14 protein-coding genes and 1 riboswitch are annotated in these 16,706 nt (G+C 45.1%); all 14 genes read right to left on the bottom strand.

The genetic code is table 11. The features are described from left to right. Positions 1 to 39: 39 nt before the first annotated feature. Positions 40 to 1,506: a sensor histidine kinase gene (locus MHH89_RS30395; RefSeq protein ID WP_341088754.1), complete on the bottom strand. Its 1,467-nt coding sequence runs from the start codon at positions 1,504 to 1,506 to the stop codon at positions 40 to 42. Between the two features lies 1 nt (position 1,507). After that, complete coding sequence (locus tag MHH89_RS30390) at positions 1,508 to 2,197, bottom strand: response regulator transcription factor (RefSeq protein WP_076126423.1); 690 nt, start codon at positions 2,195 to 2,197, stop codon at positions 1,508 to 1,510. Positions 2,198 to 2,302: 105 nt separating this feature from the next. Next, positions 2,303 to 3,976 (bottom strand): S1C family serine protease, encoded by a 1,674-nt coding sequence (locus MHH89_RS30385; RefSeq protein ID WP_341088753.1) that lies wholly within the window; start codon positions 3,974 to 3,976, stop codon positions 2,303 to 2,305. Positions 3,977 to 4,212: 236 nt separating this feature from the next. Then, complete coding sequence (locus MHH89_RS30380) at positions 4,213 to 4,866, bottom strand: response regulator transcription factor (RefSeq protein ID WP_341088752.1); 654 nt, start codon at positions 4,864 to 4,866, stop codon at positions 4,213 to 4,215. A 3-nt stretch (positions 4,867 to 4,869) separates the two neighbouring features. Next, a complete protein-coding gene (locus MHH89_RS30375) occupies positions 4,870 to 5,946 on the bottom strand; it encodes a HAMP domain-containing sensor histidine kinase (protein ID WP_076126420.1) in 1,077 nt (358 codons plus the stop codon). Beyond that, positions 5,947 to 7,023, bottom strand: coding sequence for a cell wall-active antibiotics response protein LiaF (liaF, locus tag MHH89_RS30370; protein ID WP_305953552.1), 1,077 nt, complete (start codon positions 7,021 to 7,023; stop codon positions 5,947 to 5,949). It abuts the gene before it with no gap. A 236-nt stretch (positions 7,024 to 7,259) separates the two neighbouring features. Continuing rightward, positions 7,260 to 7,403 (bottom strand): hypothetical protein, encoded by a 144-nt coding sequence (locus MHH89_RS30365; protein WP_156113077.1) that lies wholly within the window; start codon positions 7,401 to 7,403, stop codon positions 7,260 to 7,262. 146 nt (positions 7,404 to 7,549) lie between these two features. Then, positions 7,550 to 8,149: a 3D domain-containing protein gene (locus tag MHH89_RS30360; RefSeq protein WP_175618916.1), complete on the bottom strand. Its 600-nt coding sequence runs from the start codon at positions 8,147 to 8,149 to the stop codon at positions 7,550 to 7,552. Positions 8,150 to 8,534: 385 nt separating this feature from the next. Further along, positions 8,535 to 10,475 carry a threonine--tRNA ligase gene (gene thrS, locus MHH89_RS30355; RefSeq protein ID WP_076135889.1) on the bottom strand — a complete coding sequence of 647 codons (1,941 nt, stop codon included), beginning with the start codon at positions 10,473 to 10,475 and terminating at the stop codon, positions 8,535 to 8,537. A 506-nt stretch (positions 10,476 to 10,981) separates the two neighbouring features. Next, the gene (locus MHH89_RS30350) at positions 10,982 to 11,152 is read right to left on the bottom strand and encodes a toxin-antitoxin system HicB family antitoxin (protein ID WP_036684471.1); all 171 of its coding nucleotides are present in this window, start codon (positions 11,150 to 11,152) and stop codon (positions 10,982 to 10,984) included. An 11-nt stretch (positions 11,153 to 11,163) separates the two neighbouring features. After that, positions 11,164 to 12,006 (bottom strand): SPFH domain-containing protein, encoded by an 843-nt coding sequence (locus MHH89_RS30345; protein WP_036684473.1) that lies wholly within the window; start codon positions 12,004 to 12,006, stop codon positions 11,164 to 11,166. Between the two features lie 527 nt (positions 12,007 to 12,533). Beyond that, entirely contained in the window at positions 12,534 to 13,670 is a 1,137-nt protein-coding gene (gene mqnC, locus MHH89_RS30340) for a cyclic dehypoxanthinyl futalosine synthase (RefSeq protein WP_076184682.1), read from the bottom strand. 627 nt (positions 13,671 to 14,297) lie between these two features. Continuing rightward, positions 14,298 to 15,470, bottom strand: coding sequence for a PLP-dependent transferase (locus MHH89_RS30335; RefSeq protein ID WP_076103991.1), 1,173 nt, complete (start codon positions 15,468 to 15,470; stop codon positions 14,298 to 14,300). 36 nt (positions 15,471 to 15,506) lie between these two features. Beyond that, complete coding sequence (metA, locus tag MHH89_RS30330; RefSeq protein WP_076126410.1) at positions 15,507 to 16,427, bottom strand: homoserine O-acetyltransferase MetA; 921 nt, start codon at positions 16,425 to 16,427, stop codon at positions 15,507 to 15,509. 115 nt (positions 16,428 to 16,542) lie between these two features. Further along, positions 16,543 to 16,672: riboswitch (SAM riboswitch) on the bottom strand. Positions 16,673 to 16,706: the final 34 nt, after the last annotated feature.

Raw genomic sequence — 16,706 nt, 5'->3', positions numbered from 1 at the left:
TTCATTGACCTCTGTAATAGGACACTTCTAAATTATACCCTATTCCAGCGGCGGAGCAAAGAGAAGCGGCAACCATATGACAAAAGTGGTACCCTCGCCTTGGCGTGTAACAACCTCCACAGATCCACCATGCTCGTCAATAATCCACTTAGCAATGGATAAGCCAAGCCCAATCCCTTCCGTAATTCCACGCGATTCATCTGCACGATAGAAACGGTCAAAGATATATGGAACCTCATCTTTATCCATACCAATCCCTGTATCAGTGATCCGAATGCCAATCTGATTCTGATAGAAGAGGGTATCCAAACTCACGATGCCTGAAGGCGTGTACTTAAAAGCATTATCAATAAAAATAAAGAGCATTTGCTGTAGATAATCTTTATTCCCAACTATATATTTGCCATTTAAGACTGACATATCACCTGTAACCCACTCGGCTTGACGGGGCAGGAAAGAGGCGCGGCGCGCAATCTCATTCATCATCGGTTCCAGTGCCACGGGCTCTATATCAAAAGTACGTCCAGTATCCGCACGCGCGAGCGAGAGCATATCCGCTACCAAGCGGCTCATACGCTTAGACTCGTCTGCGATATCCTGCACCGATTCAAGCGATAGCTGGCGAATCTCAGCTTCACTCATCTTCCCTTCTCCGGGTTCCATCTCCCAAACCTTTTGCAGCAGATCAATATTTCCGCGGATCGTAGTGAGCGGTGTCCGAAGCTCGTGTGAAGCATCTGAAACGAAACGGCGCTGAGCCGCATACGAATCCTCCAGCTCTGTGTAGAATCCTTCCATACGCCCAAGCATACTGTTAACGGTCTCAATAAGTCTTCCTATCTCGTCTGGCGGCCCATCGTATTCAATCCGCGAGCTTAAATCATTCCCCGTCTGAATCCCATTCGCAGCTTCAATTACTTTGCCGATTGGACTCATGGATTTGCGCGCAAGGAACAAGCCGAAGGTAAATGCCGCGATCAGGGTAGCAAAAGAACCTACGAGTAGTATATTTTTTAAACGCTCCAAGAGCTTGTCTTCCGAATTTGACGGTGTTGCCACCTGCAGAAGGGCCACAGGACTCTTATTCAAGTCATATATCGGTATCTGATAAACCATCAAATGATATCCGCCAAGCGTAGTCTGTTTGAACCCGTGAGCTTTATCAATATCTTCCAGTTTCGGTACTTCGAATTGGATATCTAGATAATGCAAGTTCTCTGACTTTTGCAGGTTCTCATTATTATAGATATAGGTTTGCACCAGAATATTAGCTTCCTCCAGTTTGTTGCCGAAGAAGGGGTTTATGCTCACACTTTGCAATGAACCGTCATACGCCCAGTTAGGATTGAGATTGGTTACAAGCTGCTCACCCTGTTTTTGTATACGATCCTTCAAGTCCCCATAAGTATTAAAATAAACAAAACCGTAAATTGCGGCTGATAAGGCCAGCAGCATAACGGCCAAAATCCCTGAATACCAAGCAGTCAGCCGCAATCTTATAGACATGTTAGTTGTCACCTCTTAGAATGTAACCGGCACCCCGGATCGTTTGAATGAGGCGTTTACCGCCATGCTCCTCCGTCTTTTGACGTAGCATAGCTATGTATACCTCAAGCACATTAGATTCACCGCTATAATCATAACCCCATATTTTATCCATGATCAGATCCCGTGAAAGCACACGTTTCGGATTTTGCATAAAAAGATGAAGCAGCTCAAATTCCTTTGCTGTTAGCTCCAGTCTTTTACCGGCGCGGGTAACCTCACGTGAATCCACATCCAGCGTAATATCTTCATAAGAAACCGCTTGCTCTCCACCTTCGTTTTGCTCACTCTTACGCCGAAGCAGCGCACGTACACGTGCAAGCAGTTCTTCCAGCGCGAAAGGTTTAACCAGATAATCGTCCGCACCCAGATCAAGCCCTTTTACACGGTGCTCAATTTCATCCTTCGCGGTAAGCATGAGAACAGGAACATTACTGCCCCCTTCCCGCAAGCGGCGACATACTTCAAAGCCATCCACCTGAGGCATCATTACATCCAAAATTACCACATCCGGATCACTGCTCAAGATTGCCCGTAATCCATCCGCTCCATTCACCGCTGTTTTCACATCGTAACCTTCAAAAGCTAAACCTCTACGCAGCATAGAAATAATCTTTTCGTCATCATCAATTATTAGAATATTCGGTCGCATCAAGCAGCCCCCATTGTTCAGTTCTTTTTATATATTGTAGCAGTTTACATCACAATTAGACAAAAACGGAAGGGTCGCCCCTTCCGTGTGACTTACCGTCCGGTATTATTGCTGCTGACTTTGTTGTGTAGTCGTTGTATCAAAATCATTTTTGTTACCGATGGTAACTGAGAGATCCATTGTTTTACCGTCGCGCACAACATTTAATGTTACTTTGTCACCAACTTTTAACGTTTGAATGAAAGTAATCAGATCTTGGTTGGTTGCATACTTCGTTCCATTCGCACCGGTAATGATATCGTAAGGGCGCAGGTCAGCGGTATACGCTGGGGATTTATAGATGATATCTGCAACCACAGAACCTTCTTTAATATCCGTACCCATTTGCTTAGCAACCTCATCTGTAATCGTCATAAGAGTTGCACCAATGAAAGGTACTGGCTCTTTCGGAATGGCTTGGTTGGCTTCCAGTTTATCTACGACTTCTTTAATCGTATTCACAGCGATTGCGAAACCAATACCTTGAGAATCCGTGCTGACGGCTACGTTCATCCCAATTACCTGCCCATTCATGTTGAGCAACGGCCCACCTGAGTTACCCGGGTTGATAGAAGCGTCGGTTTGCAGCAGGTTTTTGTAATTACGTGTTCCACTGCCATCTTCTTCGTTAATATCAATACTGCGTCCTTTTGCACTAAGAACACCGGAAGTTACAGTATGGTCGAAGCCTTGCGGGTTACCGATAGCAACCACTTCTGAACCTACCTTTATGCTATCCGAATCTCCCAGTGCTACTGTAGGGAAATCACTATCTCCTTCAATTTTAAGCACAGCCAAATCCAGATCTTTGCTAGAACCTAGCAGCTTCGCTTCATAAGGCTTGGTTACGCCATCCACGGTGACTTGGATTACATCGGCATTGTCAATTACGTGCTGGTTGGTCAAAATATAGCCGGATTTCTCATAAATGAAGCCTGTTCCAATTCCATAAGGGATAAGCTGTGATGAAGAATCCGATCCTGATTTGGAATCCTGTTCATTTTGGGAAGAACCATTTCCACTGTATTGATCCCCGAAGAAAAATTGTGAGAAGGGATCACTCAGATTCGGGCTGGATGAGCTTCCATTACGCGAATTAGATTTAACTAGTGTCTCAATCTTAACAACTGCTGGTCCCACCGCATCAACAACACCTGTCACATCACGAGATCCAGTCACCAAGGATGTAGTAGAAGTAGAAGGCGCAACACCTGCACTCTCGCCCGTTGTCTTCGCCGTTCCATTCGTTCCGGAGCTAGCAACCGTTGTAGCTGTATCTCCCGTAAACCAGTTACCTCTGTCTGCCATATACATTGAGCCCGAGAGAACGACCATACCGGCTAGGAATGATACCAGCACTGTTTTTAACGAGCTTTTTGGTTTTTTATTATATTGCCAGCCGCCGCCACCTTCAGAACCGCCACCGCCATTTCCTCCGCGGCCACCACCATTGCCATCATAGCCAGTGGTGCGAAGCGATGTGTTATAAGGTAATGGCTTTACAGGCTGTGGAGGTGTAACCTCGACACGTTCTGGCTCCATCCGATTGTAGTGTTGTGCGCCGCCGTCAGCGTTATTCTCATCTTTGTTCAAAGATTTAAAAGGTCCGTAAGAATAGTAGTATGATGATGATCCTGCTTCAGATGAATTATTATTATTGCTGCTATTGTTATTATTGTCCCATTCCCGATCTGGTGTTGGTCCATTGTCGCGATTGAAGTTGTTTTTGTTATCGTCCATGTTTATCTTTCCTCCTGCTTCCTGTCGCCGTGACAAGGATTAATTTGTTTTCATGTTCTTATTTTGTACTTTAAACCTTAAGGTCACATTAAAAACAATTTAAGCGCAGATAAAAGATATAGGCAAATGGGAGGAGATTAGGCAGGAAAGTAAAAAAAGAAGCTCGGGCGCGAAAAACATCGCGGCCCGAGCTTCTAAAACCATTTCAAATAGTAATGCACCTTAGTCTACAAGTCCTACCCCTGAGCCCAGCCCTTCCGATGAGCGTAAATAGCCAACTGGGTACGGTCATCAAGCTCGCATTTCATCAACAGATTGCTGACATGCGTCTTCACTGTCTTGATGCTGATATGCAGCTCCTCACCGATATCCTTATTGGTCTTGCCCTCAGCTATAAGCAGCAGGACTTCCTTCTCACGCTCTGTTAAACCGGAGGAATCACCTTGCACGGTGCGCTGGCGAATACCACGGGTCAGCGCCTGTGACACATCACCCGTCATGACTGGCATGCCGCGGTAAGCCCCTTGCAATGCGTAGATTAACTCTTCTGCCGACACTGTTTTGAGCACGTAGCTGACTGCACCAGCCTCTATAGCATCTACAACAAGATCATCCTCCAGGAAGCTGGTGAGGATCACGATTTTGACGCCAGGAAATTCAGCCAGCACTGCTCTCGTGGTCTCGGCACCATTCATCACTGGCATCATCAAATCCATCAGCACGAGGTCAGGCAGACCTTCATGTCCACCCGCACGCAGCATCTCCAGCGCCTCTTGTCCATTCGCCGCCTCACCGATGACCTCGAATGTAGGCTCCAGCATTAGATAAGTTTTGAGGCCCATCCGTACCATATCATGATCATCTACGAGCAACACTTTTATGACACTCATGCTCTACTCCTCCTCGTCCTGTGTATCTGTTCCTAACGATCTATTCTGCTCTAATTCTGGGTTCCCTTGAACAAACTTAGGAATATGTACACGGATCGTCGTTCCCGCACCCTTGCGGCTAATAATCTCCACTTGCCCACCCAGTTTCTCCGCCCGTTCGCGCATGGTGGTGAGACCGTAGGAGCCTTGTTTTTGCTGCACATGTTCAAAACCTTGACCGTCATCACTAATACTCAACACAACTTGTCTTGATCCTTCACGCAGCGATAGACTCACCAGTCTAGCCCCGGCATGCTTCACGATATTCGCCATCGCCTCTTGAATAATTAGGAACAGCTGATGTTCGATTGCTTCCGATAACTCGCCCTGAAGTTCGAGCTCCTTCATTCCTTTCAAGCCATTCTGGCGGCAATAATCGGGAAACCATTTTTCCAGCGCCTCGAACAGATTTCGACCTTCCAGCTCCACCGGACGCAGTTGTGCAATTAATGCTCTCATTTGTTTTTGTGCCATCTGAGACATTGTAATCAACTGGTCCATGACCATTTGACCTTGAGCTTCATTGACCTTCAGTACTTTAGGCAGCGAAGAAGCCGACATATGGATGGCAAAAAGCTGTTGGCTCACCGTATCATGCAGATCCCGGGCCATACGCCTTCTTTCCTCCAACACCGCACTCTCCGCTGCCTGTTCCTTCTCAATAACCTCTTGTTCACCCAATCGCTGTAGCAGTTGCATCTTATTCTCGACCGTATCCATCATGACATTAAACTCGTGATACACTCGGGCAAAAGACTGATCGTCACTTTCTGGCATCCGCACGGACAGATTTCCTTTGGCTACCTGCAGCATATTCAGATCCAGATGATCAATCCGGCGCTGAATCCGCTGGCCTGCCATATAGCCGATAACTACAGTGAACAACACAATCCCGAGACATAAGTACAGCCACATCCGATAATCCTTCACTTCGATATAACCAAGGCAAGTGCCTGCATACATCAATCCTGCACTTACCGCTCCAGTGAGCAAAAAGTAAAACAACAGCAACCATTTGGTATTACTGAAGATTGTCCCCATCTAACCCACCGTTTTAACTTTAATGTCACCTATAAATGCACTTACATTTATACGGACTTTTTTGCCTGCTTCTTTATAATAAGGAGTCTTGCACTGTACACTGCTCATAAAACCACTGCGAGACTGATCCAGAACTTCCATATCCCCGATAAAAGAACTGCTGTTCACCGAGATGCCAAGATCCATATCATTCGGAATGTACACTTTAATGTCGCCTATAAAAGCGGAAATATTAATCCTCGTTTCGCCATAAGCAATCTGTGCATTCGTCAGATCCAGTACGGTATCGCCGATAAACTGCGAGATATTCGTGTTCTTCAGTTGGAAATGCTCGCGCCCCATGTGGACATCTCCGATAAAAGCAGAGCGATTGGTCGATTCCTTTTGATTATTTGATTCATGGAATTCCTCATGCCATTTACCATGTCTATGAGCATGACGCTCATGACGTTCCTGACGTCTGCGCTCGTGTCGTTCCTGCTTCTCTTGCCAACGTGCTTCAGCGCTGGACTTATAAGATCCTGTTTCGTCCTCATCGTCTTCTTCATCTTTTTGAAGATAGTCCTTCCAGTCGCGTTGACCAGAAGCCTTGCCGAATTTTTGCTCAAATTGTTCATCAAGTGTGGAATCCAGTGGTTTGGGCGGCTCCACATCTAGTGAGCTTTTTCCTGAAGGAAAGTGATCTGGTGGTGACGGTGGAGCTGGTGGCACAGGTGGTACTGAACCGCGTGGTTTAAAAATCACATAAAGTCCGCCGCCAATCAACATAACTGGAATGAACATTTTGAAAAAATCCCCGGCCGAAATATCGAACCAATCTAAATTCCGTCCAAGGAAAAACACTCCGATCGCCAGAAAGAAAAAGCCGCCGATAGGTGAAGAACCTTTGGATTGTCCATCCCCTGTACCTAAAAGCCGGTTCATTCCCATTAGGATCAAAATTACCGGCCAATAATTCGAAATCAGGTAACCTAAGCTGAAATCAGTGTAACCTAATTGTCTCAGTAGAAACATAGCTCCAATCCCTATCAGGATCAGGCCGCCTAAAACCTGGCTGGTGAACCTTCTTTTCATCATTCATTTCCCCTTTAAAGTAGTGGAACGCTCTCTTCTTCAATCTTATAGCCTTAGTCTACAGGAATGAAGTACTGAGAAACAGCGGCGAGAGAAGGAACTTCCCCTCAGTCTCTAGACTGAGATGAATGGGATAAAATTCTATTTACTTCATTATATATGAAAAAAGACTGTCCCTCAGTAATTAACTGAATTGGACAGTCTCTTTTTTTCAGCAGTCTTCTGCTTCAGTCAGCGCATTATTGTTGCGGTTTCTGAGCTGGTTTAGAAGTATTTCCACTTTGCTTAGTAGCGCCGTCATTCTCAACAGCAAACTCAGCATTGTATTTTTCATTTGGTGTTTTGTAATTTTCTTGTACTTTAGATTTCTTGTTATTGGCCACGGAATTCACCTCCTTTTCTCTTATGCAGCATAGAATATGCTTACTAAGAGAACATCTCGGAAGAGGCAATTGCTTTGCCCCAGTCCGTATTATGGCAAGGTGATGTCACTATTATGCATGACCAAGTGAAAATAAGTTCAATCCCTTTAAATGGATTCTTCGAGCATGGATTGCGGTACTGCTTTGTAAGTCTCAATCGCTTGGCTCAGCTTCTTCAGCATGACTTCCGTACAAGTCCCGTTACCACGCTTAATGAGTTGAACTACAACTGATTTTTTGCCCCATTCCTTATACACCTGTTTCGTAGTAGCAAAATACAGATCAATCTTCCGCCCTTTAATAGCCGAGCCTGTATCAGCAACTATGGCATATCCATAGCCCGGTATATAAAGAATACTCCCCAGCGGCAAAACCTTAGGGTCCGCAGCAATGGTTGAGACTGTATTTTTGTCTCTGCGCACTTTTACCCCTGAATAGGTAATTCCATATTCGGGATGCTTAGATGTTTTACCTGTAGATTCATAACCCGCAGTATATCCAGTCGCCATCACTTTCATTGAAGTAATGATCTGGTCTTCCGCAGGTGCGGCTACAGGAATAGAATTTGGTAACTGTTTGGAAGATCCGCTGCCACCGTTTGTTTTAGTGGTTGGAGCTTTGGTGCTCTGCGGTGCCTTCGTCGCTGCTGGTTTATTTTTTGTTGTTGCAGGTAATACAGGTGCGACGGAATGCGCCTCGTTTGACATAAGTGTGGCACGGCCAGTCGTAAGAATGACCTTATCATCTGTAGTTCTCATAAACACAGAATTAGCCTTGGTATATTGCAACTCGTTCGATAGCGTTTTGTTAATACCCGTGTGCTGTAAAGTGTCTCCTGTCCCAATGGCCCCTACTGCCTGTTGCTTAGATTCTGGAATGATTCCAGCAGCGGTCAATAGCAAAACAATGGTGACAAAAAGACACCAAAACCTCTGAAATATGCCCATTTTGTTCATGTGAAAAACCTCCCCCTTATTAGCGAAGGTTTCCCGATTCACAAAATTTTATACATGAAGATCAGAAGTTGATCCTCATTGGCATATAACAGAGGTCTTATTTAGACGTAATTTTGGTGTTGATAATTACAAGAAACTAGGAGATCACACGATCAGCAATTTCCTGAGACAAGAGCTCAATCACTTCTTGAAGCGGCTTAGCTCCAATGTCGCCTTCCCCGCGTTTACGGATGGAAACCGTCTGAGCGTTCATCTCATTCTCGCCAACTACGAACATGTATGGCAGTTTCTCAAGCTGAGCTTCGCGAATCTTATAACCCAGCTTCTCATTGCGGAGATCTGCTTCAGCAGAGATACCACGGCGACGCAGCTTGTCTGTAACTTCCTTGGCATAATCGTCGAACGCTGTCGATACAGGAATTACTTTAACCTGCTGTGGAGATAACCAAAGCGGCAGCGAGCCCGCAAAGTTCTCTAACAGGAAGGCAACGAAACGTTCCATTGTACCCAAGATTCCGCGGTGTAAAACGACTGGACGGTGTTTTTGACCATCATCGCCGATATATTCCAGTTCAAAACGTTCAGGCAGCAAGAAGTCGATTTGTACAGTAGACAGAGTCTCTTCTTTACCTAATACAGTCTTAATTTGCACATCAAGTTTAGGACCATAGAATGCAGCTTCGCCTTCTGCTTCGTAGAACGGCAGTCCAGCTTCCTCTACAACCTCACGCAACATCCGCTGTGCAGTTTCCCACATTTCGTCATTCGCATAATATTTCTCAGTATCCTTAGGATCACGATAGGACAACCGGAAACGGTAGTCATTAATACCAAAGTCACTGTATACCTGTTTAATCAATTCGATTACACGAATGAACTCGCCTTTAATTTGGTCCAGACGGCAGAAAATATGGGAGTCATTAAGAGTCATCGAGCGCACACGGTGTAAGCCAGTCAATGCGCCTGACATTTCATAACGGTGCTGGATACCAAGCTCAGCAATACGGATCGGCAGATCACGGTAGCTGTGCATCGAGCTCTTATAAATCATCATGTGATGCGGGCAGTTCATTGGACGAAGAACAAATTCTTCATTGTCGATAGTCATCTTAGGGAACATGTCCTCTTGATAGTGCTCCCAGTGTCCTGAAGTTTTGTACAGTTCAACATTACCCAGAACTGGTGTGTATACATGCTGATAGCCAAGACTTGCTTCCAGATCTACGATATAACGCTCCAGAATACTGCGCAATTTAGCACCCTTAGGCAACCAGATTGGCAAGCCTTGTCCTACCAATTGATTAAATGTAAAGATTTCAAGCTCTTTACCAAGCTTCCGGTGATCGCGTTTCTTCGCTTCTTCAAGCAGACGAAGATGCTCATCAAGCTGAGCTTTTTTAATCCAAGCTGTGCCGTATACGCGTTGAAGCATCTTATTCTTGCTGTCGCCGCGCCAGTAAGCACCGGCTACATTCATCAATTTAAAGACTTTGATCTTAGCAGTCGACGGCACATGGGGTCCACGGCATAGGTCGAAGAATTCTCCTTGTTCATAGATAGAAATTACGCTATCTTCAGGCAATGCCTCGATCAATTCCAGCTTGTAAGGATCACCTAGCTCACCGAAAATTTCAAGGGCTTCCTTGCGGCTAACTTCTTTGCGCACGATCGGCAGGTTCTCCGAAATTATGCGGTCCATTTCCTTTTCGATTTTGAGCAAATCTTCAGGATTTAGAGGATGTTCCAGATCCATATCGTAGTAGAAGCCATCTTCAATGACCGGACCTACACCAAGCTTAACTTCTTTTGTTCCGAACAAACGTCTAACCGCTTGAGCCATCAAGTGAGCTGTACTGTGACGCATAACCTCCAGACCTTCAGGTGAATCCAAAGTTACGATCTCTACCAGTGCGCCCTCTTCAAGGGGAGTAGATAAATCTACAACGATACCGTTCAATTTCCCCGCTGCTGCATTTTTGCGCAGGCCACTGCTAATAGAAGCTGCTACATCATCAATACTGCTACCCTCTGCGTATTCACGGACAGAACCGTCCGGAAGCTTAATACTTACTGACATTGCTAATTCCTCCTTCATATAATTAAGCCTAAGGGCCCTTTAACCTTTGCGGAACAATAATATCCACGCACACAAAAAAACGCCCGTCCCGCAAAGGGACGAGCGATTACACCCGTGGTTCCACCCAAATTCGATTCTCTCTAGCCTCCCTTGAATCCTCAAGCGGAGTGAAGATAGAATCCTTCGTAAGCATGGAGTAACGACCATGAACCGGCAGCTCTTACTATCCCATTGCAGGGAGTTCAAAACCGCAGCTACAAAGGGGTAAATCGAAAGCAGGATGCCGGAGGAAATTTCAGCCTAAGTTTCCTCTCTCTGAACGGTCCAGAACAATCAACTCATATCTTCGTCAATGCTGTTAACGTGAATTATGGAGTAATTATAAATCTGTCCTCTCTGACAGTCAAGTCAGAAAAGGGTCCAAAATGATAGAAACACAGTCAGAAGACACACATAAGGACTGTTCTTGCAGCCAATACATGGATGCTGAAACAGCCCTTCTATGGTTATTCCTCTCGCCGTTTTTTTTCAGGTAAGCGGCCTGCACGTTTCAAAGACTCACGCAACAAGTATTCGATATGTCCGTTTACGCTGCGAAATTCCTCTCCCGCCCATCGTTCCAGCGCCTCATGTAAATCCGGATCAATCCGCAGTGGAAAGCTTTTCTTGGCCGCCATGATGCACCGCCTTAGTACAACGAGCCGGCGTTAATGACCGGACTCGCTCCGCGCTCCGACACGATCGCAACCATCAGATTATTAATCATCGCCGCTTTGCGTTCCTCATCAAGCTCAACCACGCCACTCTCTTTAAGCTGTTTAATCGCCATATCGACCATGCCCACGGCGCCTTCAACAATGATTTGACGAGCGGACAGAATTGCAGATGCTTGCTGACGTTGCAACATTGTACTGGCAATCTCTGTGGAATAAGCCAAGTGTGTGAGCCGCGCTTCAATGACCTCTACACCAGATATCGACAAACGTTCTTGCAGCTCGGTTGCCAATTCTTTAGCAATCTCATCTGCATTGGCCCGCAGGGACATGCCCGATTCATTGAAGTTATCATACGGGTATTTACTGGCCACATGACGCAGCGCTGTTTCACTTTGAATTTCCACAAACGCCATATATTTATCTACATCAAAAAGCGCTTTTGCAGAGTTAATTACCTTAAATACGATAACTGCAGCAATTTCAATCGGATTACCTTCCACATCATTAACCTTCAGCTTGACACTGTTAAAGTTACGTACGCGGAGGGAAACCGTCTTGCGCAAACTGAACGGAATGACTGCAAACAAGCCACTTGTCACGATAGTCCCTACATATTGCCCGAAAAAGGTAACTACAACCGACTTATTGGGCTGCACAACCGTAACACTTGTACATAATACCCCAGCTACAACGAACAGAATGACTGGCACTGCGACATACTCTTGAACCGCACCATAAATTCCCCCAGCTAAACAAACTGCAATTAAGGCGAGAACCCAAAATCCACTGACAGGACGAAGCGTTTTCTCTTTCATAAAAGCACCCCCACTAGATATTCTTTTGATATGATTATGATATCACTTTTGGATAATAATGTGAATGGGTAAAAAGAAATAAAAATAATTTTATGTTCACATTTATAAAAATTTCGTTAAAAGGCGTACTCCACACCAACCTTAGTTTATGTAGTTAACCTTAGTTCAAAATGTTCGTATACTTCAGCTCTATCGGACACTGATGCTCTTATACGCCACATTTTCCGATTTTCCCTATGCTATCGGACCCCACAGTCGCTATTGCACTAAAAACCAGCCTATATGAGGCTCTTTTCAAGGAATAGCGTCGCTGGGGTCCGAACCCCGACTCAAGAAGCGCTGAATTTGCAATTAAGGTCCACTGGGTCCGTACGCCTAGCGGATGATATAACAAGCGAAGATTCAGATGTGTTCTGCAATAAGACTTGCTAATGATCGTAAACCTAACCTTACAAAAAAACGCTTGATGCTCAGTAATCCACTTAAGGATTAACAAGCATCAAGCGTTGATTAATAATTAATATATATTAGTTCTGCATTACAAAATCATTATCAATCTTCGCATTAGGATCATCGAACACCCGCAGAATATCATAACGTGTATTCCGCTGTGCTGGAACTTTGCCTGCTTCGCGAATCAGCTGAGTAATCGACTCGATGTTTACCTTGTAAGTCGCACCCGCAGAAGATACTACGTTCTCTTCAATCATTGTGCTGCCGAAATCGTTGCAGCCATATTGCAAGGAGAGCTTGCCGACCTCTGGCCCCATAGTGACCCAAGAAGATTGGAAGTTCTTAATATTATCCAACACAAGGCGGCTGATCGCTACCGTCTTCAGATATTCCTCAGGCGTTTGTCTGTCCAGCTTCAGGTTCGTATTGTCCGGTTGGAATGTCCATGAGATAAAGGCCAAGAAACCTTCAGAATCATATTTGTTGGCAATACACTCATCCTGAGCCTCACGTACACGTAGTAAGTGCAAAGCTCGTTCTTCCATACTTTCTCCAAGCCCAATCACCATTGTTGCTGTTGTATTCATACCCACTTTATGTGCTGTCTGCATTACATCCATCCACTCGCGCCACGAGCCTTTTAGCCGGCTGATTTTGCGGCGTGTACGGTCATCAAGAATTTCTGCACCTCCGCCTGGCAAGGAATCCAGACCCGCAGCATGAATTTCACGAACCACTTGTTCCAACGGTAATCCTGATACTTCTTTCATCTTCATAATCTCCGCAGGAGAGAAGGAGTGCATTGTAATCTCAGGGAAACGTTGCTTAATTCCGCGCAGTATATCTGTATAGTAGCTAAATGGAAGGTTAGGATTAGTTCCACCTTGCATAAGAATTTCTGTACCATTAACAGCAATCGTTTCAGCAATTTTTTGATAAATCGTTTCATCTGGCAGCACATAGCCTTCATCCGAGCCTGGTCTGCGGTAAAAAGCACAAAAACGGCAGTACACATCACATACATTCGTATAGTTAATATTACGGCCAATTACAAATGTGGCTAACGGGTCCGGATGCCAGCGTTCCATAATAGTGTTTGCAGCAGCACCCATTTTCTCAATTTCGTTGCTCTCGAATAGTCGGATGGTATCTTCCAATTGGAGACGGTCACCCCGCAGGGCTTTATCCAAAATAAGATCTATCGTACTCATCGTTCGCATCCTCCTTTTAAACCCTTAGGGATATGGTAGATTCACAAAATCACAAGAAAAATAACGTTGTCGTCCTTTAGAGATAACAACCGTTTCTCGTAGTAACATAAGGATAAAGTATAGTATGTAACTTATACCTTATATTTTAATAAATGAACAGTTCATTTCCTCATCGTATCACAATCTGAACAGCTTGAAAAACTTTTTACTTTCTTAGCAAGATACCATCCAGCAGAAAGAGTCTTTACATTGCTGCCTGCACCCGGTGAATCAAAATTCCTGGAGGCTGCCGGACACAGATGACGTTATTAGTTAGTATTTAGCCTTTGGAGCATAGTTATGGACTCCAGCGACGCTATTCCTTGACAAGAGACTCATGAAGGCAGGTTTTTAGCGCAATAGCTGCTGTGGAGTCCGTTAACATTCCAAATGTGTAATAATGCTGTGTCTAAGGTCAGCTGTGTCCAATAGCAAAAAGTCCAAAAAGAAGAGCTATCCCAGCAGCCAATTCCCGGCTTATGAGACAGCTCTATTTCATCCTTCGTCCAACACCAGCTCTAAATCAACGTTGAGATAGATCCTCGATATTTTCCAGCAATTCGGTGCCGATCTGGGTTGCCGTTACTTTTACTTCGTTTCGATTTCCGCCCGCGCAGCCTCCAAAGCATGACCAAGATCAGCAATTAGATCCTCCGCATGTTCAATGCCAACCGAGAAGCGCAGCAATCGATCATCTACACCCACCGCATTCCGAATTTCCACAGGAATATCGGCATGCGTCTGTACTGCAGGATAGGTCATTAGCGATTCAACCCCGCCGAGGCTCTCCGCGAAGGCAATAAGCCGGATATGACGAAGCAGAGGTTCTACGTATCTGGCATCTTTTAATTTGAAAGAAAAAATTCCGGTATTGCCCGAGGACTGGCGATTCTGGATTTCATATCCCGGATGATCCGGCAGGCCTGGATGGAACACTTCCGCAATCGCCGGATGCTCTTGTAGATAGCGGGCAATTGCTAGCGCATTGCTCTCGTGCCGTTCCATACGCAGGGCCAGTGTCTTCATGCCTCTCATCAGCTGATAACTGTCTGTTGGCCCAAGCACAGCGCCAATAGAGTTATGTAGAATCGCTATTTCAGCGGATAATTCAGCTCCTTTAGATACAATAAGACCAGCAAGTACATCATTGTGTCCGCCCAAATATTTGGTAGCACTATGAACTACAATGTCCGCACCTAATTCCAGAGGACGCTGGAAAAATGGAGTCAGCAGTGTATTGTCTACAATTGTGAGCAGCCCATGATGACGGGCCCAAGTAGCTACGGCCGCAATATCCGTAACCATCATCAAAGGATTCGTTGGCGTTTCAATAAATATCGCCTTCGTATTTGGAAGACGTGAAGCCTCAAGCGCATCCAAATCATTCGTGTCTACATAGGAAGCAGTGATTCCAAACTTGGACATAATTCGTTCCAACAAACGATAGGTCCCGCCGTAAAGATCCAGCGAAACGATCAAGTGATCGCCTTGCCCAAACAGGGTAAATATGGTTTGAATAGCTGCCATCCCAGAACTACAGGCAAAACCTGCATCACCAGACTCCAATTCCGCAGCCGCATTCTCTAGTACGGAACGGGTTGGACTTTTGGTACGGCTATAATCGAAACCTGTGCTCTGCCCAAGCTTCGGGTGACGGAATGCCGTAGCATTATAGATAGGAAAATTAATGGCTCCGGTAGCCGGATCTTCTTGTGAACCTATTTGTGCCAGTCTACTTTCAATCCTAAGTTTGTCGTCCATGATAAATGCCTCCTAAATTGTAATGTAGCGCTGATCTTAATAAACAATCGGGTCGATATCGTAAGGTGTCTCTTGATATACATAGTAATTGAGCCAATTAGAGAATAATAAGTTGGCATGTGCACGCCACACTGCAGGAGGTGTTCGTTCTGGATCATCTTTAGGGAAATAGTGTTTCGGCAAGGCCATCTCCATGCCCCTCTCCAAATCACGATCATATTCCCATTTCAAGGATAATGGATCGTATTCGGAATGTCCGGTCACAAATATTTGTTTGCCGTCGGTCGTAGCTACTAGATACATACCAGCTTCTTCGGATTCCGCCAGAATCTGCAGATCTGGATTGCTCTCAATATCTTCGCGGGAGACATCGGTATGACGGGAATGCGGTACATGGAATACCTCGTCAAAGCCGCGCAGCAATTTAATGTTATTTTGATTAATCGTATGGGAGAATACTCCAAAACATTTTTCAGGCAAAGCCACTTTACGAACACCAAAATGATGATACAACCCTGCCTGTGCCGCCCAACAGATATGCATGGTCGAGGTCACATTATCCTTGCTCCATTCAAAAATCTCTTTTAGCTCTTCCCAATAGGATACTTCCTCAAACTCCATTTGCTCTACGGGTGCTCCTGTAACAATAAGACCATCCAAACGGCGGTGGCTGATCTCGTCAAAAGTTTTGTAAAAGCTTCTCAAATGCTCAGCAGAAGTATTCTTAGAAGTATGTGAGCGTGGATGCAGCAAGGTAACGTCAACCTGTAGCGGTGAATTTCCTATTAAACGCAGCAATTGAGTCTCCGTCGTTTCTTTAGTCGGCATGAGATTCAGAATAGCAATCCTTAGTGGACGGATATCCTGATGGAAAGCCAAACTATCATCCATCACAAAAATATTTTCACCGGATAGTATTTCTTTTGCTGGTAAACTGTCGGGAATTTTAATTGGCATTGTCTTTCCACTCCTTAACTGTATTTAGGTTATGATGTCACATCGCGGCTTTCTGAACAATAAAAAGACCTTTCTCGGAAAACGAGAAAGGTCATATCTACAGTCATATGCGCCTCTCTCATCTGCCAGAAACTTTTGGACGAGGTTTAGTCGTCAGCAAAGTTCCGCAAGAATTAGCACCGTGCGTTCACACGCCGGTTGCCGGGTTTCATAGGGCTAGTCCCTCCACCTGCTCTTGATAAGATTTAGCTGTATTCAATTAAATTTCTTTAAAATTTA

Origin of the sequence: Paenibacillus sp. FSL H7-0323, from assembly GCF_038002725.1 — a bacterium.
Classification (GTDB): Bacteria; Bacillota; Bacilli; order Paenibacillales; family Paenibacillaceae; genus Paenibacillus_AQ; species Paenibacillus_AQ odorifer.
This window is presented reverse-complemented; position numbering and strand designations above follow the sequence as displayed.